At 57.1% G+C, this 23,890-nt stretch carries 23 protein-coding genes and 1 tRNA gene; 15 read left to right on the top strand and 9 right to left on the bottom strand.

The features are described 5' to 3' along the window. Positions 1-29: 29 nt before the first annotated feature. Genes SIB64_RS13690 through carB form a run of 3 tightly spaced genes read right to left on the bottom strand, consistent with a single transcriptional unit; the run spans position 30 to position 5,477 of the window. A complete protein-coding gene (locus SIB64_RS13690; RefSeq protein ID WP_413440751.1) occupies positions 30-1,382 on the bottom strand; it encodes an alanine/glycine:cation symporter family protein in 1,353 nt (450 codons plus the stop codon). 56 nt (positions 1,383-1,438) lie between these two features. Next, positions 1,439-2,116 carry a DUF3386 domain-containing protein gene (locus SIB64_RS13685; RefSeq protein ID WP_413440750.1) on the bottom strand — a complete coding sequence of 226 codons (678 nt, stop codon included), beginning with the start codon at positions 2,114-2,116 and terminating at the stop codon, positions 1,439-1,441. Between the two features lie 37 nt (positions 2,117-2,153). After that, complete coding sequence (gene carB / locus SIB64_RS13680; protein ID WP_413440749.1) at positions 2,154-5,477, bottom strand: carbamoyl-phosphate synthase large subunit; 3,324 nt, start codon at positions 5,475-5,477, stop codon at positions 2,154-2,156. 118 nt (positions 5,478-5,595) lie between these two features. Here carB and SIB64_RS13675 point away from each other — a divergent pair, with 118 nt between their 5' ends. From SIB64_RS13675 to SIB64_RS13645, 7 genes are all read left to right on the top strand, one after another. Beyond that, positions 5,596-6,231, top strand: coding sequence for a DUF3318 domain-containing protein (locus SIB64_RS13675; RefSeq protein WP_413440747.1), 636 nt, complete (start codon positions 5,596-5,598; stop codon positions 6,229-6,231). Next, complete coding sequence (gene rsfS / locus SIB64_RS13670) at positions 6,224-6,577, top strand: ribosome silencing factor (RefSeq protein WP_413440746.1); 354 nt, start codon at positions 6,224-6,226, stop codon at positions 6,575-6,577. Before SIB64_RS13675 ends, rsfS begins: the two co-directional genes overlap by 8 nt. 28 nt (positions 6,578-6,605) lie before the next feature. Then, positions 6,606-7,100 carry a CGLD27 family protein gene (locus SIB64_RS13665; protein WP_413440745.1) on the top strand — a complete coding sequence of 165 codons (495 nt, stop codon included), beginning with the start codon at positions 6,606-6,608 and terminating at the stop codon, positions 7,098-7,100. Between the two features lie 19 nt (positions 7,101-7,119). After that, entirely contained in the window at positions 7,120-8,097 is a 978-nt protein-coding gene (locus SIB64_RS13660; protein WP_413440744.1) for an asparaginase, read from the top strand. Positions 8,098-8,146: 49 nt separating this feature from the next. Beyond that, positions 8,147-8,223: transfer RNA gene (locus tag SIB64_RS13655), tRNA-Met, on the top strand. A gap of 93 nt (positions 8,224-8,316) precedes the next feature. Continuing rightward, positions 8,317-9,759, top strand: coding sequence for a hypothetical protein (locus SIB64_RS13650; protein ID WP_413440743.1), 1,443 nt, complete (start codon positions 8,317-8,319; stop codon positions 9,757-9,759). 2 nt (positions 9,760-9,761) lie between these two features. After that, positions 9,762-10,985, top strand: a complete 1,224-nt coding sequence (locus SIB64_RS13645) for a mechanosensitive ion channel family protein (protein WP_413440742.1) — start codon at positions 9,762-9,764, stop codon at positions 10,983-10,985. Positions 10,986-11,105: 120 nt separating this feature from the next. On the opposite strand, the gene SIB64_RS13640 is transcribed toward SIB64_RS13645, so the two are convergent. After that, positions 11,106-11,801 carry a response regulator transcription factor gene (locus SIB64_RS13640; protein ID WP_413440740.1) on the bottom strand — a complete coding sequence of 232 codons (696 nt, stop codon included), beginning with the start codon at positions 11,799-11,801 and terminating at the stop codon, positions 11,106-11,108. A 153-nt stretch (positions 11,802-11,954) separates the two neighbouring features. On the opposite strand from SIB64_RS13640, the gene SIB64_RS13635 reads away from it, so the two are divergent. Beyond that, on the top strand, positions 11,955-13,598 hold the full coding sequence (locus tag SIB64_RS13635) for a GMC oxidoreductase (protein WP_413440739.1): 1,644 nt from the start codon (positions 11,955-11,957) through the stop codon (positions 13,596-13,598). Here SIB64_RS13635 and SIB64_RS13630 read toward each other — a convergent pair. Both SIB64_RS13630 and SIB64_RS13625 read right to left on the bottom strand, forming a co-directional pair. Continuing rightward, positions 13,579-13,842 carry a DUF2811 domain-containing protein gene (locus SIB64_RS13630; protein ID WP_413440738.1) on the bottom strand — a complete coding sequence of 88 codons (264 nt, stop codon included), beginning with the start codon at positions 13,840-13,842 and terminating at the stop codon, positions 13,579-13,581. The genes SIB64_RS13635 and SIB64_RS13630 overlap by 20 nt on opposite strands. A 389-nt stretch (positions 13,843-14,231) precedes the next feature. After that, positions 14,232-15,386: a sirohydrochlorin chelatase gene (locus SIB64_RS13625; protein WP_413440737.1), complete on the bottom strand. Its 1,155-nt coding sequence runs from the start codon at positions 15,384-15,386 to the stop codon at positions 14,232-14,234. Between SIB64_RS13625 and SIB64_RS13620 the strand changes: the two genes are divergently transcribed. Both SIB64_RS13620 and SIB64_RS13615 read left to right on the top strand, forming a co-directional pair. Then, entirely contained in the window at positions 15,385-16,566 is a 1,182-nt protein-coding gene (locus SIB64_RS13620) for an FAD-binding protein (protein WP_413440736.1), read from the top strand. The two genes, SIB64_RS13625 and SIB64_RS13620, sit on opposite strands and share 2 nt — an antisense overlap. A gap of 32 nt (positions 16,567-16,598) precedes the next feature. Continuing rightward, positions 16,599-18,158 carry a SulP family inorganic anion transporter gene (locus SIB64_RS13615; protein WP_413440735.1) on the top strand — a complete coding sequence of 520 codons (1,560 nt, stop codon included), beginning with the start codon at positions 16,599-16,601 and terminating at the stop codon, positions 18,156-18,158. Between the two features lie 9 nt (positions 18,159-18,167). On the opposite strand, the gene SIB64_RS13610 is transcribed toward SIB64_RS13615, so the two are convergent. Further along, complete coding sequence (locus SIB64_RS13610) at positions 18,168-18,500, bottom strand: hypothetical protein (protein WP_413440734.1); 333 nt, start codon at positions 18,498-18,500, stop codon at positions 18,168-18,170. A 90-nt stretch (positions 18,501-18,590) separates the two neighbouring features. Here SIB64_RS13610 and SIB64_RS13605 point away from each other — a divergent pair, with 90 nt between their 5' ends. The 4 genes from SIB64_RS13605 to SIB64_RS13590 are packed head-to-tail and all read left to right on the top strand — an operon-like array spanning position 18,591 to position 22,253. Beyond that, complete coding sequence (locus SIB64_RS13605; protein ID WP_413440733.1) at positions 18,591-19,652, top strand: amino acid ABC transporter substrate-binding protein; 1,062 nt, start codon at positions 18,591-18,593, stop codon at positions 19,650-19,652. After that, on the top strand, positions 19,652-20,542 hold the full coding sequence (locus SIB64_RS13600; RefSeq protein WP_413440732.1) for an ABC transporter permease subunit: 891 nt from the start codon (positions 19,652-19,654) through the stop codon (positions 20,540-20,542). Before SIB64_RS13605 ends, SIB64_RS13600 begins: the two co-directional genes overlap by 1 nt. Beyond that, positions 20,542-21,516, top strand: coding sequence for an amino acid ABC transporter permease (locus tag SIB64_RS13595; protein ID WP_413440731.1), 975 nt, complete (start codon positions 20,542-20,544; stop codon positions 21,514-21,516). Before SIB64_RS13600 ends, SIB64_RS13595 begins: the two co-directional genes overlap by 1 nt. Then, positions 21,513-22,253, top strand: a complete 741-nt coding sequence (locus tag SIB64_RS13590) for an amino acid ABC transporter ATP-binding protein (RefSeq protein ID WP_413440730.1) — start codon at positions 21,513-21,515, stop codon at positions 22,251-22,253. The genes SIB64_RS13595 and SIB64_RS13590 overlap by 4 nt, the downstream gene beginning before the upstream one ends. On the opposite strand, the gene SIB64_RS13585 is transcribed toward SIB64_RS13590, so the two are convergent. After that, the gene (locus SIB64_RS13585) at positions 22,237-22,422 is read right to left on the bottom strand and encodes a hypothetical protein (protein ID WP_413440729.1); all 186 of its coding nucleotides are present in this window, start codon (positions 22,420-22,422) and stop codon (positions 22,237-22,239) included. The genes SIB64_RS13590 and SIB64_RS13585 overlap by 17 nt on opposite strands. Next, on the bottom strand, positions 22,412-22,609 hold the full coding sequence (locus SIB64_RS13580; protein ID WP_413440728.1) for a hypothetical protein: 198 nt from the start codon (positions 22,607-22,609) through the stop codon (positions 22,412-22,414). Before SIB64_RS13580 ends, SIB64_RS13585 begins: the two co-directional genes overlap by 11 nt. Before the next feature lie 49 nt (positions 22,610-22,658). Between SIB64_RS13580 and SIB64_RS13575 the strand changes: the two genes are divergently transcribed. Next, entirely contained in the window at positions 22,659-23,606 is a 948-nt protein-coding gene (locus SIB64_RS13575) for an AEC family transporter (protein WP_413440726.1), read from the top strand. The last annotated feature ends 284 nt before the right edge of the window (positions 23,607-23,890 follow it).

Genomic DNA, 23,890 nt, shown 5'->3' with positions numbered 1-23,890 from the left:
TGATCTTTTTCAACGCTTCGTTGAGTGGATCACTCGCCGAATTTGTAATCGCGGGTGAGTTGGAACACGGTTCCAGACAACAGCAGCAGTGCGACCAGATTGGGCAGAGCCATCAGGCCGTTCAGGGTGTCGGCAATCGACCAGACAACACCGCGATCCCCCGCAACAGCACCGATCACGACGACGGCGACCCAGACCAGCCGGAAGGGAAGCACTGCCTTTTCTCCAAACAGATAGGTGGTGCAACGCTCTCCATAGAAGCTCCAGCCAAGAATTGTGGTGAAGGCAAACACCACAAGTCCGAGGGTGACAACAAATCCGCTACCGGAGATTCCAGCATTGAAAGCGGCGATCGAGAGGTCAGAACCGCTGAGTTTGTCCCCGGCCTCATTGAGGAACAGGTTGGCTTTTGTGGTGATGATCACAAGAGCCGTCATCGTGCAGATGATCAGGGTGTCGATAAAGGTGCCAAGCATCGCCACGGTGCCTTGGCGGACGGGGTCATCGGTTTTGGCAGCTGCATGAGCGATCGGAGCACTGCCGAGTCCGGCTTCATTCGAGAAGATCCCGCGTTTAAAGCCCATCAGCACAACCTGTCCAAGGGCGCCACCTGCAGCAGCCTTCCCGGAGAGGGCATTGGAAAAGATTGTGGCGAACGCTTCGGGGACAGAACCGATGTTGAGGAGCAGGACGAGCAGGCAGGCCGCTACATATAGAACTGACATCAGCGGGACGATGGCCGAGGCCGCTTGTGCGATTCGGCGAATACCGCCGATCACAACGGCGAAGACAAGGGCCGCCAGGACCACCCCAGTCACGAGTTTTGGCACTCCGACAAGGCTCAGCGCCGAGGAGACCTCAAAGGCCTGAACGCCGTTCCCGATCCCAAACCCGGCCAGCATTCCGAACAGGGCAAAGAACCCTGCCATCCAGCTCCATCCGCTGCCAAGGCCATTACGGATGTAATACATCGGACCGCCGACATGGTTGCCCTCGGCATCTGTTTGGCGGAACTGAACTGCAAGCACGGCTTCGGCGTACTTTGTCGCAATCCCGAAGATGGCGATCACCCACATCCAGAAAACAGCACCTGGACCACCGACGGCGATCGCGCCGGCAACTCCGGCGATGTTTCCGGTGCCGATCGTCGCCGAGAGCGATGTCATCAACGCCTGGAAGGGAGTGATCTCACCGTCGTTCCCAGCCTCGCTGGGCCTGAACATCATTGAGACGCCATACCCCAGGCGCTGCAGGGGCATGAACCGCAAGCCGATCATCAAAACGATGCCGGTGATGGCGATCAAAATGACAGTGGGCCAACCCCAGACAACGCTGTTGATTGGCCCATTGACCGCTTTGATGGCCTGTTCCAGACCGTCCATCCTTGAAGCGCAACTTGCGCGGATGGTCTCACAGCTGGCAGGCGCCGGCAATCATCTCAAAGCGCTTCGAGATCTTCGAAGCGGAAGGTCTGGGAGCCGGCGGGTGTGTCGCCGTGGGCTTCGGTGGCGATCACCCGTTCTGATAGAACCCAGGGTCCCTCTCCTGGCAGGGGAGTGAAGGTGTCCTTGAAGCTGCTGCGTCCACCGCGCGCGTCTCCCGTGGCTGGGTCGGCGTATTGACTCGTGTAGGTGTGGCTCAGGTAGCCAGCCCCCGTGTCAGTCACCTCAGTGGTGTAGATGGTGACGACGGTGCCGTGGATGTGGCGGTGAACCATCGTGACGACATCGTCCTTGATGCGGTAGCGATCCCCTTCGCCTTTTCCGCCGATGATCACTTCGGTTCCCACCGCATCTGTCTCGCCAGCGGTGAACGTGTTCGAGCCATGGGTCTGTTCGAAGCTGCGGCGAACACGGTGAATCGCCACCTCCCAAAGTTGTGAATTCATCGCCTTCAACACGTCGGGATCGTCGATGCCCTCAACGCTTGCTTTCAGATCAGCTCCAACTTGAAAACGGCCCTCCACTCGACGATCATCCTGTTCCCAGATGCAACGGCCCGTGTAGCCACCAAAACCGGGAGCCCATGTGTAGCGGTTCTCGTAGGCACGCCGGAAGGAATCCCTGCAATCGCTGCCGGGCTTTGCCGCGTTGGAAGGGGAGGCTGAAACGGTCACAGCGGGACAGCACAGGAAAGGCTTTCAACCCTACCGATCAGACCCGCTGAGCATGAATGTCCTGAAGTGCATGAATGGAGAGAAGGGATTGTTGCTGCAGAGCTGCGATCGCTTCGACTGCTGCACGGCCACCCGCCAGGGTCGTCACGGTTGGAACGGCGTAATCCAGTGCGGCACGGCGCAAGTATTTGTCGTCATGGGCGGCCTGACGACCGATCGGGGTGTTGATCACCAGCTGAACCTGATTGGAGCGGATCAGGTCTTCGATGTTGGGACGACCCTCATGCACCTTCAAAACTGACTGGACTTTGAGTCCGGCATCGCGCAGCGCCTGGGCTGTACCGGTGGTCGCGATCACCTGGAACCCCAGTTCGATCAACCGAGCTGCCACAGGGACCAGTGCCGGCTTGTCACGGTTGTGGGTGGAGAGAAACACCGTGCCGCTGGTGGGAAGAGCTTCGCCAGCACCCAGCTCCGCTTTTGCATAGGCCATGCCGAAGCTGTCGGCGGAACCCATTACTTCACCCGTTGAGCGCATTTCAGGTCCGAGCACGGTGTCGGCACCAGGGAAACGCCTGAACGGGAGCACAGCCTCCTTGATCGCCTGCAGTGGTGGCTGAGGTTCCTGCAACAGCCCTGCTTCGGTCAGGGTTTCACCGGCCATCAGCCGTGTGGCGATGCGTGCCAGGGGCTTGCCCGTGGCCTTGGCAACGAAGGGGACCGTTCGCGATGCCCGCGGATTGGCTTCGATGATGTAGACGATTTCACGTCCATCCAGGTCACGCTGGACGGCGAATTGCAAATTGATCAGGCCCTTCACTTCGAGAGCGAGGGCCAGTGCCTTGCTCCACTCGCGAATTGTGTTCAGGGCATGCTCTCCGAGAGAGACCGCCGGGAGGCAGCATGCCGAATCCCCGGAGTGAATCCCCGCAGGTTCGATGTGTTCCATCAGGCCACCGATCACGACCGTACCGGTGTGGTCGCACAATGCATCCACATCCACCTCAACCGCGTTCTCGAGGTATTGATCGATCAGGACGGGGTGGTCGGGTTCAACCTGAACCGCTTCATGCATGTAGCGGTTGAGCTCAGCTTCATCGAAAACCACCTCCATGGCCCGTCCACCCAGCACATAGGAGGGACGTACCACGACCGGATAGCCCACCCTGGAGGCCACCGCCCGGGCCTCTTCTTCACTGCGGGCAAGCCCATGGCGTGGCTGGCGGATGTCGAGATCACTCAGGATCGATTCGAATTGTTCACGGTCTTCAGCGCGGTCGATCGATTCCGGCGATGTCCCCCAGATCTGAGTGCCGGTGGCGCGTCCGTCGTCGCTGTTCAGCCAGCGCAGAAGGGGGATGGCGAGTTTCAGAGGGGTTTGTCCGCCGAACTGCACAACAACGCCATCGGGGCGCTCCGCTTCGATCACGTTGAGAACATCTTCAAGCGTCAAGGGTTCGAAGTAGAGGCTGTCGCTTGTGTCGTAGTCGGTTGAGACCGTTTCGGGATTGCTGTTGACCATCACGCTGGTCAGGCCCTGGTCTTGTGCTGCGAATGAGGCATGACAGCAGCAGTAATCGAATTCGATTCCTTGACCAATTCGATTAGGCCCCCCTCCCAGAATCATCATTTTCCGGCCGGTGTTGACCCGGTGCACTTCATTTGCCGGAGCCAGGTTGACCAGATCGCCTCGCTCGTTGATCCGCTGGAGCGGCCGTTCGTAAGTCGAGTAGTGGTACGGCGTCGTCGAGGCAAACTCTGCAGCGCAGGTGTCGACTGTTTTAAAAATTGCGCGGACACCAAGAGCATGTCGATGACTCCGCACGCTGAGTTCATCGCTCCCGGTTGTGAAGGCGATCTGCCGATCGGAGAAGCCCCGTTGTTTCAGTGTCAGTAGTGCGGAGCCATCGAGGTCTTCTAGGCGTTGATTGCTCAACAGCTCCTGCTCAGTTGTGATCAGCAGTCTCAGCTTGGCGAGGAACCAGGGATCGATGCTGCTGAGGGCATGGATGGTCGCATCGCTGCGCCCGCGCAGCATGGCGGTCCGCACGGTCAGGATCCGCTCAGGTGATGGTGTTCGCAGCAGCCGATCGATCTCGCTGTCGGTGAGATCAGGTTCTGGGCGGTCCGCTCCCCAGCCGGACAAACCGGTTTCTAGGGATCGCATCGCCTTCTGGAACGATTCTTCGAAACAGCGGCCGATCGCCATCGCTTCACCCACCGATTTCATCGATGTGGTGAGCACAGCAGGACTACCGCGGAATTTTTCAAAGGCAAAGCGTGGGATCTTCGTCACCACGTAATCAATGGTTGGCTCGAAGCAGGCCGGCGTCTTACCGGTGATGTCGTTGAGGATTTCGTCGAGGGTGTATCCAACAGCGAGGCGGGCAGCGATCTTGGCAATCGGAAACCCTGTGGCTTTGCTGGCAAGCGCGGATGAACGGCTCACCCGGGGATTCATCTCGATCACCACAACCTCTCCGTCCGCAGGGTTGATGGCGAACTGAATGTTGCTGCCTCCGGTGGCCACGCCGATCTCTCGGATGATCGCGATCGATTGATCACGCAGTCGCTGATATTCGCGATCGGTGAGCGTCTGCGCCGGTGCAACGGTGATCGAATCACCGGTGTGCACGCCCATTGGATCGAGGTTCTCAATGCTGCACACGATCACGACGTTGTCGGCGAGATCGCGCATCACCTCCAGCTCGAACTCCTTCCAGCCCAGCAGGGATTGTTCGATCAGAATTTGTGAGACGGGACTCGCCTCAAGACCGCTTTTGCAGATCGCGACATATTCCTCAGGGTTGTAAGCGATGCCACCACCACTGCCACCAAGGGTGAAGGCAGGGCGAATGATCCTTGGGAAGCTGCCGATTGCGGCGCCAACGGCTTCCGCTTCCTCCATGGATGAAGCAATCCCCGAAGGACAGACTCTCACCCCAATTCGTTCCATGGCCTGCTTGAACAGCAGTCGATCTTCAGCTTTCTGGATGGCTTTGAGATCCGCGCCGATCAACTCGACCCCGAACCGTTCGAGTGTTCCGTTCTCAGCAAGGGTGACGGCGAGGTTGAGGGCTGTCTGCCCGCCCATGGTCGGCAGCAGAGCATTGGGTCGCTCGGTCTCGATCACCCGCTTCACGACATCCGGTGTGAGCGGTTCGATATAGGTCCGGTCTGCCATCCCCGGGTCCGTCATGATCGACGCGGGGTTGGAATTCACCAGGATGACTTCGTATCCCTCGGCCCGCAGTGCTTTGCAGGCCTGTGTGCCTGAGTAGTCGAATTCACAGGCCTGACCGATGACAATCGGCCCAGATCCCAGCAGCAGGATGCGATTCAGATCGGTCCGCCGTGGCATGAGCGCTCGTGTTCAGCCAAACCCAATCAGCTTCCCACGCAGCTGCGACGGTCTGTTGTCCATGCGGTTCTGCTTGGTGGCCTCGCTACCGTTAAGACAGTGATCTGATCAGGACGCGATGAGTGAGCTCCAGCGCCTCAAGGGGCTGCTGCCACCGGAGATGCAGAGCTGGGTGTTCGTCGAGTCCGCCGCTGCGGTCGAGCCCCCACTGATCACCCTTGAGGAGATCGGTCGCGATGAGGTGGAGATCCAGGTTGACCTGGATCACTGGGATCAATTGGCTCTCGACCATCGCAATCTGCTGTTCTGGCACGAGGTTGGTCGCATCCAGAACGACACCATCCCACGGGATGGTTGGGAGATGGCAGCTCTGGCGATTGGTTTGGGCGGTGCGATCGGCGAACTCTGGGTTCAGGACGGGTTGCTTCTGCTTATGGCCCTCGGCTTGTCTGGATTCGCCGGATATCGGCTGTATCTGAAGAACAATTCCGAGAAACGGTTGCAGGACGCCATCAGCGCTGACGAGCGAGCCATTGATCTGGCCTGCCGCTTTGGCTACAGCGTCCCCAATGCTTATCGCAGCCTCGGTGGTGCTTTGAAGGAACTTGTGGAGCAGACGCGGAAGAAACGGCGCCGCAGCTTTTATGAAGACCGTCTGGAGGCGCTGCGCAAGAGTGCCAGCAAGGCTCGGGCTGAAATGGCACAGCAGGAAGGGTCCCGCAGTTCCGTGACCAGTGAGAATGTTTATGGATAGTGATCAGCTGGCCGAGCTTGCCGCCGATGCCTGTGACGACCGCAAGGCCACGGATATCCGTTTGATCCGGGTTGATGAGGTCTCAAGCCTTGCCGATTGGATGGTGATTGCTGGAGGCAATTCAGATGTGCAGGTCCGGGCGATTGCCGGGTCAGTTGAGGATCGGCTGGAAGCGGAAGCGGAGCGACTTCCGCTGCGCAAGGAAGGGGTCAATGAAGGACGCTGGGCCCTGCTCGATTACGGCGAACTGATTGTTCATGTTCTTCAGCCTGGAGAACGGGGCTATTACGACCTTGAGGCGTTCTGGAATCACGGTGAGATCCGCTCGTTTCTAAGTTCGGACTGAACACAACGCGGTTTTCTGGATTGAAGCCATGGTCGAAACCGTTGTCTGTCCCGTTCCGCCTGAGCAACGTCCCCTCGACGAATTTCAACAACTCTCACAGTCCTGGTTCTTTTCATGGCCGGCTGGGACGTCCCCATCCCTTCTGAGGAGTCTGCTGATCAGCTGGTTGATGATGTTGCCCGTCAGCACGCTGGTCGCCAGCGGAAGCCTCGTTCTCAGCCGTGACCCGCTGAGGTTGGTGTTGGCAGGTGGTGTGGCGGCTGTGGTGTTGCCGTTGTTTCTCCTGATGCGGCAGTGGTTGGGCTGGACCTATGTGATGAAACGACTGCTGTCGGAAAGCGTGGATTACGAAGAATCCGGCTGGTACGACGGGCAGACCTGGGAAAAACCGCTCTCCTGGCGAGAACGTGATCTTCTGGTTGCACGGCACGAAGTGCGACCAATCTTGGGGCGCTTGGCTCGGGCGATGGCCTTGGCGACCGGTGTGATTCTTGTGGGTTCAAGCCTCTGTCAGGCTCTCTGAAGCCAGGTCGCAAACGAGGATGACCCTCTCCTCCGGGTTCAATGCCGGACCGCGCTCCAGTACGCCGCCGCTTCAGGTCACTTTGCGGCGCGGCTGCATCAGCGAGTCGGTGCATCGGGTGCATGCCGTGGTTTGTGATGGACGCGGCCGGGTGCTGATGTGTGCGGGTGATCCGGGCTATGAAACGTTCATCCGTTCGGCGTTAAAGCCATTTCAGGCCCTGCCATTCCTGAGCAGCGGGGCGGCTGATCAAATGGATGTGGGGGATCGAGGCGTCGCCATCAGCTGTGCCTCCCATGCCGGCACCAATGTTCATGCGCGCGAGGCCTTCAAGTTGCTGTGGAAGGGAGAGTTGGAGACCTCTCAGCTGCAATGTCCAGTCCCGCTGAATGCTGAAAGTCCATTGCAGCACAACTGCTCTGGGAAACATGCGGCGTTTCTGGCCACCAGCCGCAAGATGGCCTGGCCTCTGGAGACCTATCTGCAGAGCGAGCATCCTGTGCAGGTGGAAATCAATCGCCGCGTTGCCGAGCTGCTGGGATTGCCCGCTGAGGAGCTGGTGGCAGCGCGTGATGACTGCGGAGCACCAACCTTGCGGCTTCAACTGGCTCAGATGGCACTGCTGTATGCCCATCTCGGGGCGTCGCGCCATGCCGAACTCGAACAGATCAGTCGCGCGATGCTGGCCCATCCCGATCTGATCGCAGGGGAGGGCAGGTTTGATACCGAATTAATGCGCCGCAGCCATGGGCAAGTGCTCAGCAAAGGTGGTGCCGAGGGAATTCAGTGCCTCAGCCGGATCGGTGAGGGACTCGGTGTTGCGATCAAAGTGGAGGATGGTTCCCGCCGTGCCAAGCAGGCTGTCGCCTTGCATCTGCTGCATCAGCTCGAATGGCTGACGCCGATGGGTCTGCAGGAACTTGAGGAGCAGGTGTTGATCGTCAATCCTGGCGTGCATCTGGAGGTCAATGGTGCATTGCAGTTCCAGCAGAGTTGATCTATCCCAGTGTGTTTAGCGACACCGCTGTGTATGATCGTTGAGCTGCCGCGGGGTAGAGCAGTCTGGTAGCTCGTCGGGCTCATAACCCGAAGGTCGGGAGTTCAAATCTCCCCCCCGCCACCAACTTTTATCGTTCTAAGAAGTCGCTTCCGCGGCTTTTTTTTGTCGACGTTGACGGACAAGTCGTCATCATCTGTCTAAGGTCCAAGCAATTGGATGGCTGACGCGGTGCTGGTCAGAACAATCCAGACTCGTCTCCAAAAAATCGTATTTCGGCCCTCAGTTTGTTGGATCTTGGCTTGCCTTCCTTGCCTTGCCTTGACAGGTTGCAGCCAAGCGATAAATCCAATGGGGATTCGGCCGGTCATTACTGTTTATGTGGGCATCCCTGGATTTGCCAAAGACGATGCACAAAACGAGCAGTTTGATGTGTCGAAAGAGATAATCCTTCAAAAAGTACCTAGGTGGCTTGAAAACGCAGATGTTCGTTTAAGTGCTTTGCCGGAAAGCAAGCTTGCTGATTTGGTTGAGGAACGCAATCAATATGGCTTGGGGCCTGATTTGATTGTGTCCTCGGAATTGACTGCTAGGAAGATGAGAGCCAGAAAGATGTTAAAACCCTTTGAAATCAAAAAACCTTTGCCTTGGAGTGAGCGCTATAAAATTGTTGCCGGCATATTATCTGTTAAGCAAAACACTTACTATTCACTTCCTGTTTTTATTGAGAGCCAATACGCCTGTGGAAACAAGACGTTAATTCAGTCAATGCCTGCCAGCTTTGCTGAACTCCCTTCTGCTGAGCTCAAGGCACCCTTTCAGGCTGTGTTGATGAGGTGGTCTGAATTTTCTTACTTCGGAAGTGCGTTTGGCGAAATTAACCAGGAAGAGTTAAAGATGATTTTCGCGGATGATTATTCTTTTGATGAGAAAATAATCCCAAATTTTATTGAGTTTGCTAGAAATGCTCGAGGTGAAGAAAATGAACTTTTAACTCCAGAGGAAAGTGTGAAGTGGAGAGTAAAGCCGTCAAAAAAATATTACGATCGCGGATTTGGTAACCAGCGATTAAAAGATTTTGAGAATGGACTGATCGGCTGGATGCCCTGCCGGAATAGTTCCATAGAGCGACTCGATCGCACCATGGGGTCGGACTTAATGGTGTCTTTGTTGCCAGGTGTGAAAGAAGGAGTTCCAGCGATTGGCAATCCAAATGTGATGGTTGTGAGTATGGGTCGGCAGAGTTCGAGGGGCCAACAGAAGTATGCTTTTGAATGGATCAATCAGTTGATTGACTCCTCTTTTTGGTTGAGGAATAATGGTAAATTTTCCGAGCTTTCTAAGTATCTTGATTTAGAACAGTTTGAATTGCATGAACGTGCTGAGTTGGAATTGTTTCGAGACATCGAAGCAATTCTTGATGCATCTTCCCATGGAAATATTTTGCCATCGACGTTGCTTAGGGATGATAGGGTGAATATGGAATATCATGAATTCTTTAGTGATTTCTTTGCTTCACAGCCTAAGACTGATGAAGAAGTAATTCGCAAGTATGTCAGTTTACTTCGAAGTCGTCTGTCAAAACTCCCTGCTCGTATGGATGCCGAAGTTGAGCATCAGCTTGATCCTGAACATGTATTGCAAGACGATTCGGGAGAGTGATAATGCTGAACTATATTTCTTCTGTTCTTCAGCGCCCTGAGCTCTACGTTCAAATTCTATTTCTCATTAGCTTGTATGGCTTAGTGCCGCTTTTGCATCGCATTTATTTTAGGAAAATCTCTTCTGGATATCTCATCCCATTTGGTTGTTTGTCCAGTTTTGCATTGGCTGGGGCCATTTATTTGTTCGCTTTGCCCAATCGATTTCTCGTGGTGAATGGTGCCATTTTGGGCGCAATATCGATTTTGGCTCTGAGTGAAATTTTAGCGGGTAAAATCTTTGGAGCCTTAAGCATTAGGCATTTTATGACGGTGTTTGCCCGGCCGGCTGTCATCGTTGTTTCCCTGATTTTAATTATTAAAGCCAGTGGATTTGAGCCACTTTGGAGTATTAAAGTTTGGGATTATAAGGTTGGCGAGGGGGAGATTCGTGTTGTGTCAATTGCTGAATTAGTAAGGTCCGTTGGATTGATCTACGCTGCGATTATTTCTCTGCCTTTGGTTGATGCTGCTGTTTCGTTTTTCGCTCGTATCGTCCTTCAATCGACGGCTCAATCGGCGAAGATCATTGCAAACTTGTTTGGTTATATTTTTGTCGCTGTTGTGTTTGTTTTAATTCTTGTCTCGTTGGGTATTAGGTCAACAATATTGCTCACTGTCTTGGCTTCGTTTTCGGCGGGCCTTGGCTTTGGATTGCGTGATCTTGCTGCTAATTTCATTAGTGGAATTTGGTTGATGCTCGAGGGCTCGATCCGTCCTGGTGATGTTATCGTTGTTGATAGCGATGCTTGTCGCGTTGAGGCATTGTCTCCACGTGCAGCACGATTGTGGAGACAGAGAGATAATGCAGAGCTCTTTATCCCAAACAATGAATTCTTTTCGAATCAAACAGTCTCTTACAGCAGGCTTGGCCGTAAGCGACGTTGTGAAATCAGAATCTATACAGCAACCTGTTACCAGCCTGATCATATTATTGAGCTTTTAGAAAGCATTCCTGGTTCGATTGAAGGCGTTTGCCAGAAATCTACAGTGACTGCTTTTGTTGTTGATCAAAATGCATTGAGTATTGAATATAGTTTGAGGTATTTTCTTGATGACCCACTGAAAAGCCTAACCGCTACAAGTAGTGTGCGACAGGCTGTATGGACATGTTTCAAAGACAATGATATTGAAGTTCCCCTGCCCAAGCAGATCATTCAAAGCTCGAGGCGACAGAGAACTGATTGAAGCCAGTCTGCAAAAAATAGCTTTAATTCCCAGCAGAAAAGAGTTCGAGCCTGTGGGCATATCTGAATGTTCAGTTGATTGGATGTTCAGATGATTGGATGTTCGGTCTTCAAGGTTCGCTTATTCGACAGGCTCAAAGCGCAGAGCAAAGCCAATGCCGCGAACGGTCTGAATGATTCTGTCTGGATGGGTTGACTCCAGTTTTTTTCTCAGATATCGAACGTAAACGTCGACCACATTGTCGTCGCCAAAGTAGTCCTCACCCCACACATTCTGGATGAGCTGACCCCGGCTGAGTGCTTGCCTGGGGTTGCGCATAAAGCATTCCAGCAGGTCGAACTCACGCACCGTTAATGAAATGTCTTGGCCATGATAAGTGCAGCGTCTTTCGGCACAATTAAGACTTAGTTCCTTCGCTGTGATCACGTCGCTTGTGGTTGGTGAGCTGCGTCTCACCAACGCTTTCACGCGCGCCAGAACTTCACGAATGTTGAATGGCTTGGAGATGAAGTCATCCGCCCCAGATTCCAGTGCGGCAATCTTGTCGTCCATTTCATCCCGTGCCGTGATCATGATCACTGGCAAAGAGCTTCCCGTATCACGCAACCGTCTGCAAACATCCAACCCACTAATGATCGGCATATTCCAATCAAGCAGTGCGACAGACGGCGGCATCTCTCTGATCTTTGCCAAAGCTTCCGAACCGTCATTGCAGCAGATTGTTTGATAACCATCTGCCTGTAGTTCCATTTCCAACAGCATCAAGATATTGGCTTCATCGTCGGCAATCAGAATCGTTGTCTCGCCATCTGTCATGGGTAGACATTTGCAGTCCAATCACCCTAGCTGTGTTGTTCAATTCTGTTGCTGAGCCTGAGGCCGATGTTCATCACCTGAGCGCTCCACGATCGATCTGATTGAATTCAGCGATCTCCGTCAGGAGATGGTTGCTCGAACTCTCTCCGATCCATGGCCGGCCGACCGGAGCAATTCAAGAAACACTGGGACGCGATTGTGGTCGGCTCAGGTGCCAGTGGCGGTGTTGCTGCGATGACCCTGGCAGAGGGAGGCGCCACAGTCCTTGTCATTGAAGCCGGGCCTGATCTCTCCAGTACGCAAGCCATTGGCTCCGCGCCGGCCAACATGCTGCGTCGCATCGCAGGCATCAGCAGCGGCCGCCATCGACGCCAGGCCCAGCATCCCGGCTACTGGAAGGCCAATCCGCGCCTGTACATCGATGAGCAGCAGCATCCTTACGACCATCCCCCAGATCGCCCCTTCCTCTGGACCCGCGGCTGGCAGGTGGGAGGCCGCAGCCTCACCTGGGGCGGCATCACGCTCCGCCTCTCGGATCAAGATTTCGCGGGGGTCGAGGTGGAGGGGGAGTGGGCCAGTTGGCCGATTCGCTCCTCAGATCTGAACGCGCACTACTCCTTTTTGGAGCGTTTCCTCGCCATCCATGGTTCTCGGGATGGGCTCGAGCAGCTGCCGGATGGCGAGGGCACCGGTCCGTTGCCGTTGACCGAAGCCGAATCTCAATTCGCCGCGGCCGTTCGGGAACGTCTGGGCTTCTCCTTGATTCATTCCAGAGGATTCGCACCCCATAACCCTGCGCAGGACGGCCCATGGCCGCGATCCAGCAGTCGCGGCAGCACATTGCCCCGCGCTCTGGCTACGGGGCGTGTCTCCCTGCTCAGCGATCAGATGGTCGATCGTCTCACCATGTCCGCTGATGCTGCCCGCGCGACCGGTGTGATCACGGTTGACCAGACAAGCGGCAGTCGCCACTGCTTCGAGGCTGATCGGATTGTGATCTGCGCGTCGACGATTCAGTCTCTGGCGCTGCTGCTGCGGTCCAGGGAGGATCAACAGCCCGGCGGATTGATCGATCCATCCGGAAGGCTCGGTACCCGGCTGATGGATCATGTCTCCACCAGTCAGTTCTTTTCACTGGCGGTGGCCCCTGATCAGCCGCAACCTGCGCTGAGTGGTGCTGGAAGTTTCTTTGTTCCCTTTGGCCGAGTGCTGGATTCTCCAGACTTCCAAGGCGGTTACGGACTCTGGGGGGGGATCAGCCGTTTTGATCCGCCGTCATGGCTTAAGCGCGATCCATCGAGCAGCACTGGGTTCTTGATCGGTCATGGAGAGGTGCTCCCCCGTGCAGAGAACCGCGTTTGTTTAAGCAGTCGGGTCGATCGATGGGGACTCGCTGTGCCTCATATCGCCTGTGGCTGGGGAGAGAACGAACTGGCGATGGTGCGTCATATGCGTCGCACCATGCATGCATGCATTGATGCAGCAGCTGGTCGGGCCCTTCCCATCAAGGATTTGTTCCATCTCCCCTTAATCGAGCCTTTTCTGGAGGGAGCTATCGCTCTGGCCGCTGGCGCGGCTCCGCCTGGTTATTACATCCACGAGTTGGGGGGTGCTCCGATGGGCTCATCTGAACTCTCGAGCGTTCTCGACCCCTACAACCGACTCTGGCGTGCTCCGAATGTGCTGGTGGTTGATGGAGCTTGTTGGCCGACATCGGCCTGGCAAAGTCCAACTTTGACAATGATGGCGGTGTCGCGCCGGGCTTGCCGGATCGCGCTCAGTTCTCCGGCCGAATGAAGAGATCGTCAAGATAGTGGTCTGTGACGGCGCGTTCTCCGCATCCGTTTTGGAACAAGAAGTGGGCCAGGGCTGAACTCATCACCCGGTACTGGTCCCAGTTCGGATGGTTGACGATGAACTCCTTCATCCCTCGGTACAAAACCTCCGGAATTTCTGCCTCGAGGCTGACGTAGGCAGGCGTGCAATCGCCTTGCGTGGTGACACCCACGTCATGGCATCGCTCCAGATGATTTCGATCCATAAGCGTCTTGGCGTAACCCGATCCCTCCCCAAGAAAGCCACAGAACCAGGGGACACGTCAAAGCGGCCAGATTGCAAGGCTCTGATGAATTCTTGATTTGAGACTCGTTGCGCTGCAATAGGTTTTGATGTCAAGGTGCAACCTTCGCTTGCTCTTGGGTGATCACCCTCATGCCTGTCAAGGGGTTTGTCAGGGATGGCCCGATCTTCACAAGTTCATGTCTTGAGGGGAGGGGTTGATCGAGACGTTGTGGAAAAGGGGTGCAGGTCTGTGGAAAACGACCTGAAAACCCCTGGGTCGATCAAGTGATAAAAAAATCTGATCAGGGGGAGTCCCATGGGTCCGACCCAAGACCGAGTGGTATCGCAGGGTGAGATCGATGGATTCTCTTAAGGCTTTTGAGGGAGGTCTGACGAGCCGAGGGTTGAAGGGCCGAGCGGATGGTCCGCGTGTGGATAGGGAGGATGGTGATGGCCATGCCCGTGGCTATGGGCATGCTCGTGGCTGTGCTGGTGGTGATGGGCGGCAGCCATGCCGTCGGGCTGGCAGGCACCGGTGCACTCCAGTTCACAGAGAGTGCAGCTCTCGGCCAGGCCTTCAACATGGTGATGGTGGCTTTCCTGAACGCGTCCGACGTCCTGTTCGAACCCCAGCACCTGGGCTCTGTACTTGCACAAGGAGCAGTTCATCGCGGTGTCACCTCGCAACACGTCCTCAACGCGTTCCCGGAAGGTATCGACCACCAGCGGATGGTCTCCCAGGTATCCGGCTGAGAGGAACTCCACGTCCGGGTGATCGTCGGCGACGCGCTGGGTGTGTTGGCGAATCCGGCTCACCAGAACCCCTGTGAAGAGAAAGTAGGGAACAACGATGATCCGCCGGAATCCAAGGCGGATCACGTGGCGAAGACCAGGCTCAACCAGTGGGAATGTCACGCCCGAGTACACCGTTTCACCCCATCCGAACCCGAAGCCCTCCACGAGCATCCGCGTCACCTTGGCGACGTTGGAATTGGCATCGGGATCCGATGAACCACGACCCACGACCACCAGCAGCGTTTCAGCTTTTGGGACATCGTCGTTGGCCCGAGTGAGCGCTTCGCGCACCCGGGCTCCTGCTGCGGCCACCATCAATCGGTCGATCCCCAATTCCCGGCCGTAGTCAATCGTCAGACCCGTTTCGGCGGTGTAGGTGTTGAGAACGGAAGGGATGTCGTTCTTGGCATGTCCAGCGGCGAACAACATGGCTGGTATGGCCAGAACACGGGTCACACCCTTGGCGCGAAGCGCATCGAGACCATCCCTCAGAATCGGCCGGGCAAACTCCAGATAGCCGTGTTCCACCTGGAGAGGTTGCAGCCTTGGCCGGAGCGAGTCCACCATCTGGGCGAACTCTTCCACCGCAAGACGGTTTCGGCTGCCGTGGCCGCAGATCAAAACACCGAGGCGGTCATCGGGGCAATCCGTGCTGAATGCTGCCAAAGGGGTGTGTTCGCTGATCGAATGGTCAGATCCTATTCGGCGAGCTGGTACTGGCTGCACCATGGCTGACCTGTTGAATCCCCTTGCCGCGGATGCTGCCGCCGCAGGCCTGATCGCTCCCACATGGGACACCTTGCCGGCACTGCTGCGTGACTGGACTGGACAGAAACCTCTCTTGGTCTGTAGTGGTGGCACCACAACTCGGTGTGCAGCGCCCGGCCACTGGACCCTGGACATGCGACCAGGCTTTCAGGAGATGGAGTTGGGTGAGCAGGGCGCCATCCGGATTGCTGCAGGGTGTCGCATGAGCTCTGTTCTGGACCATCTCGCCGCCAGAGGCCGCACCGTTGGGGCTGGACTGTCCTGTTTGCCGGGGGTGGGTTACGTGCTGACTGGAGGTGTCGGGCCACTCAGCCGCAGCCATGGCCTAGCGATTGATCAGCTGACGCAGATTGAGGGGGTCTGGGGAAACGGAGAGTCGTTCAATCTCCGACCATCGGTTGATCGAGAGTGGAGAGGGCTTTGTGGAGCTGCTCCGTTTCTTGCAGTCATCACCCATGTGACACTGGCCACATGGCCCCTGGCACCCCTCTGGATCCGTCAAGACACGATTGAACTTACGGAGTTGCCCGTCTGGATCGCTGAAGCGGAAGCCTGGCCAAACAGTCGTTCATTGCAGTGGTCTTGGCGATACAACGCCACCGTTGATCTGCTGCAGGTGTCAGAGGAGCCATTCCAGGGCAGCCATGCGATTGATGGTCAGCATCAATTGCCTCCCCTCGGCGGTCAGTCTGCAAACGACACCCGCATCCATAGCGAGGTTCTGGGCTTGCTCGGACCGGCTGCAGCGCCCCGATGGCGAGAGGTGTTGCCCGAGCTGACTGCCTTGATGCGTGAGCGGCCCCATCCGTCCTGCAGCTTGGCTGGCCAGCAGCTCGGTGGTCAGACTGGACGGGTTGAATGGCAAGCTAGCGCCTTCATCCATCGCGATGCTGTCTGGAAGCCATGGATCACAGCTGCATGGGCCGCCGGCGATGCTGATCAGCGGCAAAGCAGTCTTGGCTGGCTTCAGAAGGTCTGGTCGCTCTTATCCCCCATCTGTCCGGGTGTGCATCTGGCCCAGCTGCATGAACATCTGCCCTGGCACAAGCGCGTCCTTCAACAGGCTTTCGGTGCGTACCTGCCTGAGTTGCGTACCCTGAAACGGGAGCGGGATCCAGCAGGCAACCTTCCCTCCCTCTGATCTACGGTCGCCGCTGCCCGCGACGTGCCGTCATGGCCAAACGGTCCAGTCCATCGTTGTTGAACCAATGGTTCTCCAGCCCTACCAAAGACCTCCTTTCTGGTCTGGTTGTGGCGTTCGCGATGATTCCAGAGGCGATTGCCTTCTCCGGCATCGCTGGGGTGGATCCCAAGGTCGGATTGTTCGGAGCATTCTGTCTGTCCCTCACCATTGCGGTGGTGGGAAGTCGGATGGCGATGATCACCTCCGCCACGGGTTCAACAGCCCTGTTGATGACAGGTCTGGTGGCGGCAGGTGAAGCGAAGGGTGCCGGCCTGGGGGTGCAGTACCTCATGGTGGCCGGCCTGGTGACGGGTGTCCTGCAGATCCTCTGGGGCTGGCTGCGCTTGGCTTATCAGATGCGTTTCGTTCCCCAGGGGGTGCTGAGCGGGTTCGTCAATGCACTGGCGCTGCTGATTTTTCAGGCGCAGTTGCCCCAACTGGGACTCAACTTGCATGCCGGCGATGGAAGCCACGGGGCCGATCTTCTTCCCCACGGCGCTCAGATCCCCGTCGTCTGGGGGTTGGTGCTGCTGGGCTTGGTGATCATTTATGGACTGCCGCGGCTCACCAAGGTCGTTCCCTCCCAACTTGTGGCGATCGTCGTGCTCACGTTGATCAGCGTGGGATTCAGTTTTGACATCCCCACAGTGAGCAGTCTTGGCACCCTGCCTAATGGACTGCCCACGTTCAGCCTTCCGTTTGGCCCTGCAGGGGTGCCGTTCAACCTCGACACCCTCGGCATGGTGTTGCCCACTGCCATGGCCATTTCCCTTGTGGGGCTGATGGAGACGTTCCTCACTCAGGACATCCTGGATGACAAGACGGACACCACAACCAACAAAAACGTTGAAGCCCGAGGGCAGGGGGTGGCCAACATCGTCTCCTCGTTGTTTGGCGGTATGGCCGGTTGCGCTCTCGTGGGGCAGTCGGTGATGAACGTGGAGAACGGTGGCCGGACCCGCCTCTCCACATTTTTTTCAGGTGTCAGCCTCCTGGCGATGATCCTGCTTGCCGGTGCCTGGCTTAAGCAGATCCCGATGGCAGCCCTCGTGGCCGTCATGATCAGCATCGCCGTTAGCACCGCAGACATCAATGGACTGCGGAACCTGCGCCGCATTCCCAAGAGCGATACCTCCGTGATGCTGATGACCTTTGCCGTCACCATGCTCACCACTCCCCATAACTTGGCCCTCGGCGTGCTTGCCGGTGTAGCCCTAGCCGGGATCCTGTTCAGCCGAAAAGTCGCCAAGGTGATTCATGTGGAGACCATTGATCCCAATGAGGATGAACGGTTGTATCGCGTCACCGGTCAGCTCTTCTTTGTAAGCAAGGTGTATTTCGTGCAAGGGTTTGATCTGCATGATCATCCGCAGCGAATCACCATTGATATGTCAGGTGCCCACATCTGGGATCAAAGCGGTGTCGCTGCCCTCGATCAGGTGATGCGCAAGTTCCGCTCGGGTGGTTCCCTCGTGGAGCTCGTTGGTCTGAATGAGGAAAGTTTGGATTTGTTTGAGCGCATTGGCGGCCAGGAAACTGCCCATGCCTGACAAGTTCATTCAGCGCTTGGGCGGCATGGCGGGGTTATAAAGCAAGGCCAGACACACGGTCAGGTCATCCCGCATGCCGGTAAGTCGCTTCTGAATTTGCTGATCATCAGGATTGAGTTGCACATAGCGCAGGGTGACATCGTTGCCGATGCTCATTAGCAGGCAAAGGGTCTCGAGATCACCGCTGTCTGTGGCTCGATGTTTGGCTCCGTCTAACAAAACCTTGAGAAGAGCCATTTTGTTGTTGTATGCCTGTCGATCACTCTCCTGCCAAGCCTCGGCCGGGGAGAGGGTGAACAGGGCTGTAAAAAGCACACCCGCGAGCGCCGCGGCGATCGACATCAACGATCGATTGAAATTCAATAGAGATTAGGAATGTTGTCCTGGTCTTTTCAGGATCTGGGAAAATCCCAGTCGATCTGTACCAGATGCATGCGCTTTTGCCGACATTTCAGCTTGTTCGGGGCCCTTGGCGTGCTGGTCACCCTGCTTGGAAGCTGTGCCAGCCTCGGAACCACGGAGACCTCGAGGCTGGATCTCGTTAAGCAGCGCGGTGAATTGTTCTGCGGCGTCAGCGGCAAGATTCCCGGCTTCAGTTTTCTCAGTCCGGAAGGCACTTACACAGGCCTGGATGTGGACATCTGCCGCGCGATGGCCGCTGCATTTGTTGGCGATGCCGACAAGGTCCAATATCGCCCATTGACCGCGCCGGAGCGCTTCACAGCTCTGCGTTCTGGAGAGATCGATCTGCTGTCCCGGAATACCACCCAGACGCTGAGCCGTGATGCAGCGGGAGGCAACGGAATCAGCTTTGCTCCCGTGGTCTTTCACGACGGCCAGGGATTGATTGTTCCCAAAGACAGTGGCGTGCAGTCCCTGCAGGACTTAAGCGGCAAGGCGATCTGCGTGGGTTCTGGTACCACCACTGAGCAGAACCTCAATGACGCATTCGCGGCTCTCGGATTGCCTTACACCCCTATCAAGTATCAGGACCTGAACCAGGTGGTGGGGGGCTACCTCCAGGGTCGGTGTGCCGCGATGACCTCCGATCGTTCTCAACTGGCGGCGGCGCGGTCTGGATTTGCAGATCCTGAAGAGCACGTGATCTTGGCTGATCGCTTGAGCAAGGAGCCTTTGGCACCTGGTGTGGTGGGCGGCGATCAGCAGATGGCCGATGCGATGACCTGGGTGGTTTATGCCCTGATCGAGGCGGAGGAGCGGGGCATCACCCAGGCGAATGTTGACGCCATGGTGAAGAAAGCGGAAGCGGATCCCAGCCAGGCGGCGTTGCGGCGGTTCCTGGGCGTGGATGGTGACCTTGGCAGCAAGCTCGGACTGCCCAATGACTTTGTTGTGAAGGCGATTCGGGCCACGGGGAACTATGGCGAGATCTACGACCGCCATCTCGGTCCAGACACCGAAGTGGCGATTCCCCGTGGCGCCAATCGGCTGGCGGAAGACGGCGGTTTGATGATTGCCCCGCCATTCACCTGATGCGGCGCCGCAATCTCTTTATCCAGCTCGGCATCAGCATTGCGCTGCTCGCTTTGCTGGGGTTGTTGATCAACAATCTGGCGGTGAATCTGATCCGCACCGGCCTCGGTTTGGGGTTCGGATGGCTTGCTCGGCCAGCAGGCTTTGCACTGGCCGAATCAGCGCTGCCGTTCACGCCTTCCGATAGTTACCTCTGGGCTCTCACCATCGGCTGGCTCAACAGCCTCAAGGTGATTGTGGCTGGCCTGGTGCTCGCCACCGTTTTGGGAGTGGCTGCCGGTGCAGCCCGCAGCAGCGGCAACCGTCTGCTGAGCAGCCTGGCTGGTGGATACGTGGCGCTGATTCGCCAGGTGCCGTTGCTGTTGCAGCTGTTGTTCTGGTATTTCGTTGCCTTTCTGGGGCTTCCTGCCGCACCGATGGGGGGCTTGATCAAGCTCTCGAATCAGGGCATCCAGCTGCTTGGCCTGAATCTCAGTGTTGAATTTTGCGCTGTTCTCGTCGGCCTCACTGTCTTCACCGGCGCATCCATTGCCGAGATCGTTCGTGGTGGCATCAATGCGGTGCCCCGAGGCCAGTGGGAGGCCTTCCGCAGCCTTGGGCTTGCAGAAGGCCTCGGGCTGCGTCGGATTGTCCTGCCGCAGGCGCTGCCGGCGATTCTCCCCGCGCTGACGAGCCAATACCTCAATCTCGCCAAGAACAGCACCCTGGCGATTGCCGTGGGTTATGCCGATCTCTACGCAGTGAGTGACACCACCATCACGCAAACGGGCCGTGCCATAGAGGGATTCCTGCTGCTCTTGCTCAGCTTTCTTCTGCTGAATTTGTTGATCAGCGGTGGCATGGCCGCCTTCAACAGTGCGGTGCTGGGTCGTCTGAACAGGAGCCGCTGATGAACCGTTGGTTGGATCGCTCGATCACCCTGCTGATATTGGCTCTCATCGGTTGGGCCGGCTGGTCGCTGTTGCACTGGCTGCTGGTCGGCGCCGACTGGTCTGTGGTGACCACAAATCTGCCGCTGTATGCGGTGGGCAGTTTTCCAGCGGATCAACGCTGGCGTCCGTTGTTGTGGATGGCTGTTCTGATCACGCTCACGCTGCTGACCCTCGTTGGTCCGAAGCGTGGCTGGGTTCGCCGCTGGTTGCCGCTTGCCTGGATTGCGATGGCACCACTGGGGCTCTGGCTCTTGGCAGGAGGTCTGGGTCTGCTGCCGGTGGGAACGCGCAGTTGGGGCGGTCTCACGCTCACACTCCTGCTCACGGGAGGCAGCGGCGCTCTGGCTCTGCCACTGGGGATCCTTCTGGCTCTGGGCCGCCGTAGTGATCTGCCGGTGCTGCGCTGGAGCAGCGCTGGGTATATCGAGTTGATGCGGGCTGTGCCGTTGATTGCGGTTCTGTTCTTTGGACAACTGCTGATTCCGTTGTTCCTGCCGCCAGGGCTTGAGATCAATCGGGTACTGCGGGCGGTTGTGGCCTTCGCCTTGTTTGCAGCGGCGTACATCGCAGAGGATGTGCGCGGAGGGCTGCAGGCGATTCCGCCCACCCAGCGGGAAGCCGCAGCCGTGCTGGGGCTGTCGCCCGTGCAGACCCTGCAGCTTGTGGTCCTCCCCCAGGCTCTGCGGATCGCTCTTCCCTCACTCACCAACCAGGCGGTTGGTCTTTTGCAGAACACCAGTTTGATGGCGATTCTCGGCCTGGTGGAACTGCTCGGTATCAGCCGCAGTCTGCTGGCCAATCCGGCCTTCATCGGCCGCTATCTCGAGGTGTATCTCTGGTTGGCTGCGGTTTACTGGCTGGCGTGCACGGCGATGGCTCTGCTGGCCCGTCACCTGGAATTCCAGCTCGATCCCGTTCGTTCAAGCCGATGACCGTCGCCATCCTTGCCAGTGATCTCGTCAAGAGCTACACCCCGGGGCTGCGTGCCCTGGATGGGGTGAGCCTGCAGGTGACAAGCGGCGAGGTGCTGGTGGTGATGGGCCCTTCCGGTTCCGGCAAGAGCACCTTGATTCGCACGTTCAACGGGCTTGAGACCCTGGATTCCGGAGAGCTTGATGTGCTCGGCGTTCGCTTGGACGCAGCGCATGAAGAGCGGCAGGTTCGGGCGATCCGGCGCAGGGTTGGAATGGTGTTCCAGCAGTTCAACCTGTTTCCCCATCTCTCGATTCTCGAGAACATCACCCTGGCGCCGATCAAGGTGCAGAAGCGATCCAAGCCTGATGCGGCGGCGAGGGCCATCGCGCTGCTGGATCAGATGGGCATTGGTGAGCAGGCCCATAAGTTCCCCGCGCAACTGAGCGGCGGACAACAGCAGCGCGTTGCCATCGCCAGGGCTTTGGCTCTGGACCCGGAGGTGATGCTGTTCGATGAACCCACCAGTGCCCTGGACCCCGAGCGGGTGAAGGAGGTGCTGGATGCGATGCGTCAGTTAGCGAAACGGGGAATGACAATGGTGGTGGTCACTCATGAGCTCGGCTTTGCCCGTGAGGTGGCGGACCGCGTTATGTTCATGGATCAGGGTCAGGTCGTCGAGACCTCTGATCCCCAGACCTTCTTCACCAGCGCCAGGGAAGAGCGAAGTCGGAGGTTTCTCAGTCAGATGATGTGATGTTGTAGTCGACCCGCTCATCATCCGAGCAGCAGAAGTCGCCGTAATAGCGCTCGAGAACGTCGTAGGCCTCGTCGTAGCTGAGGAATCGACGACGGGTCATCTGGTCTTCATGACCATCTGTGCGGGCAAGGTGAAAGGTTTGTTGGTCTTCGTGGTCAGGCTTCACGGGCTGGAATGCGTGACAGGGCCTGTTCAACAGCAGCCAGTTCCCGTTCGGTGTCCAACCAGCTTTCGTTCCCGATCGGCAGACTCTGCACCTGCTCCGCCAATTGCATCCTGAGCTGTTCGAGGCGCAGATCAAGGCCGCGACGGAGCTGAAGGATCCGAAGGCCACGCACTGAACTCGTCAGCATCTAACCGCCTGCTTGGGACAGTGCAAAGCCTGGCACATCGTCTTTAAAGTTGTCGGTCACGTTGGTGGGTTTGTTGCTTCCGCTGCTCCTGGAGCTGTTGCCCTGTTTGTTGATCGGTTACTGGGTCGGCGGGAGCTCCCCCGGTTTGTCTGGGCGGGTGGCTGCGCCCCTGGTGCGCTACGGCATCCCGGTGAGCGTGATGGGACTCCTCCTGAAGGGGGGGCTGAGTTCAGACGTGCTGCTTGCTGCTGTGATAGCCGCGTTGACCATTGGCATCACCGTTCTGCTGAGCTCGTCGATTCCTTATGCGCGGCGTTGCTTGGCGGGTCCTTGTGAACAGCTGGGGGTGTGTGTTGGCAATACCGCTTATTTCGGAGTGCCTGTTGCGTTGGCCTTGCTCCCGCCTGAGGCTCTGTCCATCAGCATCGGTTACGACCTTGGGGCCACGCTTCTGGCCTGGAGCATTGGTCCACTGTTGATCAGCGGTGGAGGTGCCAGCGATGACGGCCGTTGGTTGTCACGGGTCTGGGCAGGCCTGTGCAGCAGCCCTGCCTTGCCTGGACTGATCGGTGCGCTGCTGATTCAGGCCACGCCGTGGAGTGATCCAATCACTCAGATTCTCTGGTGGCCATCCAAATTGGTGATCCTGATGGCCCTCGCGGTGGTTGGCATGCGGCTCGGCAGCCTCGCCCGTGGCAACCGGAGCGTGACCGGGCGTCTTGGCTCCCTGCTTCCGGCTCTGATCAGCAAGCTTGTTTTGTTCCCGTTGCTGCTGCTGTTGATCGGTCTGCTGCTGCGGTTGAACCCACTGATGGTGCAAGCGCTCACCCTGCAAGGTTCAGCCCCAACAGCAATTTCAATACTGCTGATTGCGGAGGCGGTGAATCGTGATCAAGAGATTGCAGCGGGGCTTGTGTTCTGGAGCACAATATTTGCTGTCTTGACTTCGCCCCTTTGGGGTTATCTGCTGAAAGATCTTGTTGCTATTCAGTTATAATTGCAACTGAAATATAAAAACTAGCCAACGGAAAGGCATTACCTTTACCAAAGTAAATAATTTTTGTTAAGAAGCCTTTGCTTGGTCGGGATTCCGCCTTGTGACAGTGGTTCAGCTGTCGTTACATTGGTTGTGTAGGGCATGGAGGCAGGGATGGGTCAGGTTGATGTTTTTGGTTCTCTTGGAATTCTTTTGTTGATTGCTGCGTTAACAGTTCTCGGTTATCGAATCAATCACGTTGTTTGATGTAGAGAATTTGTCCAGGTGCATCGTTTGGACAGGTT

Source organism: Synechococcus sp. MIT S1220, from assembly GCF_047303025.1.
Lineage (GTDB): Bacteria > Cyanobacteriota > Cyanobacteriia > PCC-6307 > Cyanobiaceae > Parasynechococcus.
Note: the sequence above shows the minus strand (reverse complement) of the source record. Positions and strands in the feature narration are given on the sequence as shown.

Excerpts from the sequence above, each read along its gene's own strand:
- carB (WP_413440749.1), bottom strand. The coding sequence starts at position 5,477 with ATGCCACGGCGGACCGATCTGAATCGCATCCTGCTGCTGGGATCTGGG.
- SIB64_RS13610 (WP_413440734.1), bottom strand. The coding sequence starts at position 18,500 with ATGTCGATCGCCGCGGCGCTCGCGGGTGTGCTTTTTACAGCCCTGTTC.
- SIB64_RS13615 (WP_413440735.1), top strand. The coding sequence starts at position 16,599 with ATGGCCAAACGGTCCAGTCCATCGTTGTTGAACCAATGGTTCTCCAGC.
- SIB64_RS13620 (WP_413440736.1), top strand. The coding sequence starts at position 15,385 with ATGGCTGACCTGTTGAATCCCCTTGCCGCGGATGCTGCCGCCGCAGGC.
- SIB64_RS13605 (WP_413440733.1), top strand. The coding sequence starts at position 18,591 with ATGCGCTTTTGCCGACATTTCAGCTTGTTCGGGGCCCTTGGCGTGCTG.
- SIB64_RS13625 (WP_413440737.1), bottom strand. The coding sequence starts at position 15,386 with ATGGTGCAGCCAGTACCAGCTCGCCGAATAGGATCTGACCATTCGATC.
- SIB64_RS13690 (WP_413440751.1), bottom strand. The coding sequence starts at position 1,382 with ATGGACGGTCTGGAACAGGCCATCAAAGCGGTCAATGGGCCAATCAAC.
- SIB64_RS13580 (WP_413440728.1), bottom strand. The coding sequence starts at position 22,609 with ATGCTGACGAGTTCAGTGCGTGGCCTTCGGATCCTTCAGCTCCGTCGC.
- SIB64_RS13640 (WP_413440740.1), bottom strand. The coding sequence starts at position 11,801 with ATGACAGATGGCGAGACAACGATTCTGATTGCCGACGATGAAGCCAAT.
- rsfS (WP_413440746.1), top strand. The coding sequence starts at position 6,224 with ATGGATAGTGATCAGCTGGCCGAGCTTGCCGCCGATGCCTGTGACGAC.
- SIB64_RS13645 (WP_413440742.1), top strand. The coding sequence starts at position 9,762 with ATGCTGAACTATATTTCTTCTGTTCTTCAGCGCCCTGAGCTCTACGTT.
- SIB64_RS13665 (WP_413440745.1), top strand. The coding sequence starts at position 6,606 with ATGGTCGAAACCGTTGTCTGTCCCGTTCCGCCTGAGCAACGTCCCCTC.
- SIB64_RS13635 (WP_413440739.1), top strand. The coding sequence starts at position 11,955 with ATGGCCGGCCGACCGGAGCAATTCAAGAAACACTGGGACGCGATTGTG.
- SIB64_RS13595 (WP_413440731.1), top strand. The coding sequence starts at position 20,542 with ATGAACCGTTGGTTGGATCGCTCGATCACCCTGCTGATATTGGCTCTC.
- SIB64_RS13600 (WP_413440732.1), top strand. The coding sequence starts at position 19,652 with ATGCGGCGCCGCAATCTCTTTATCCAGCTCGGCATCAGCATTGCGCTG.
- SIB64_RS13590 (WP_413440730.1), top strand. The coding sequence starts at position 21,513 with ATGACCGTCGCCATCCTTGCCAGTGATCTCGTCAAGAGCTACACCCCG.
- SIB64_RS13675 (WP_413440747.1), top strand. The coding sequence starts at position 5,596 with ATGAGTGAGCTCCAGCGCCTCAAGGGGCTGCTGCCACCGGAGATGCAG.
- SIB64_RS13650 (WP_413440743.1), top strand. The coding sequence starts at position 8,317 with ATGGCTGACGCGGTGCTGGTCAGAACAATCCAGACTCGTCTCCAAAAA.
- SIB64_RS13630 (WP_413440738.1), bottom strand. The coding sequence starts at position 13,842 with ATGGATCGAAATCATCTGGAGCGATGCCATGACGTGGGTGTCACCACG.
- SIB64_RS13660 (WP_413440744.1), top strand. The coding sequence starts at position 7,120 with ATGACCCTCTCCTCCGGGTTCAATGCCGGACCGCGCTCCAGTACGCCG.